At 59.3% G+C, this 947-nt stretch carries 1 pseudogene; it reads left to right on the forward strand.

The features are described 5' to 3' along the window. Window positions 1–947 (forward strand): annotated as a pseudogene (locus ABI_RS06365) (hypothetical protein); the annotation flags it as partial.

Genomic DNA, 947 nt, shown 5'->3' on the forward strand with positions numbered 1-947 from the left:
GCACGGTCGAGGATGCCGTCACCGAGCGGTCCTATGACAACCGTTTCCAGCTGACCTGCGAAGCCCAGCGGCTGCTGGCGCCGACCGCCCTGGCGGGCCTGACCTCAAACGCTCCCAATGCCTGTGCCGTGTCGTCGCCGGCCGGGGCCGACGGCTTCGACCGCGTCACGCGCTATACCTATGACGCGACGGGACAGGTGCTGACCGCGCAATCGGGCTACGGTACGCCCGACGCCCGCACCGATATCACCAACCTGTATAGCGACGGTACACATACCGCGCCGGATAGCAGTTTCATCAGCAAGGGGGTTCTGGTTTCAGTTACCGATGCGCGCGGTAACAAGACAGCTTATGGCTATGACAATTTCGGACGGCTGAAGAAGACCTGGTATCCCAGCAAGACGACAGCAGGCAGTGTTTCGACGACGGATGTCGAGGAAACCATCTATTCCGGTGTCCGTGTGCAGACTCAGAATCTGCGCGACGGTACTTCGGCGGTGACGTTTGCCTATGACAATCTGGGCCGGGTCACGGGGACGACCGGCGCTTCGGTGGAAAGCTTCACCTACGATGCCTATGGCAACGTCCTGACCCACAACAACCAGACAACCAATGGGGCGGAAGGCAAGGCGACCTATAGCTACAATGCGGCGGGGTCGGTCCTAACGGCGACCTATCAACTGGGGACGGGGACCAGCCGTCAGGTGTCTTATCAGTACAACAGCTATAACTGGCGTACGCGGCTGACCTGGCCGGACAATTTTTATGTCAACTACACCTACTATCTCAGCGGCGGCCTCTGGTATATCCGCGACAAGAACAGTGTCTATGTCCTGCGCAACGAATACAATCAGTACGGCCAGCAATATGCCAAGCGGTTGGGGAATGTGTCGCCTTATGCGATGACCACCGCGCTGGACTATGACACCGCATCGCGGCTGACGGAG

Origin of the sequence: Asticcacaulis biprosthecium C19, from assembly GCF_000204015.1 — a bacterium.
In the GTDB taxonomy this organism is placed as follows: Bacteria; Pseudomonadota; Alphaproteobacteria; order Caulobacterales; family Caulobacteraceae; genus Asticcacaulis; species Asticcacaulis biprosthecius.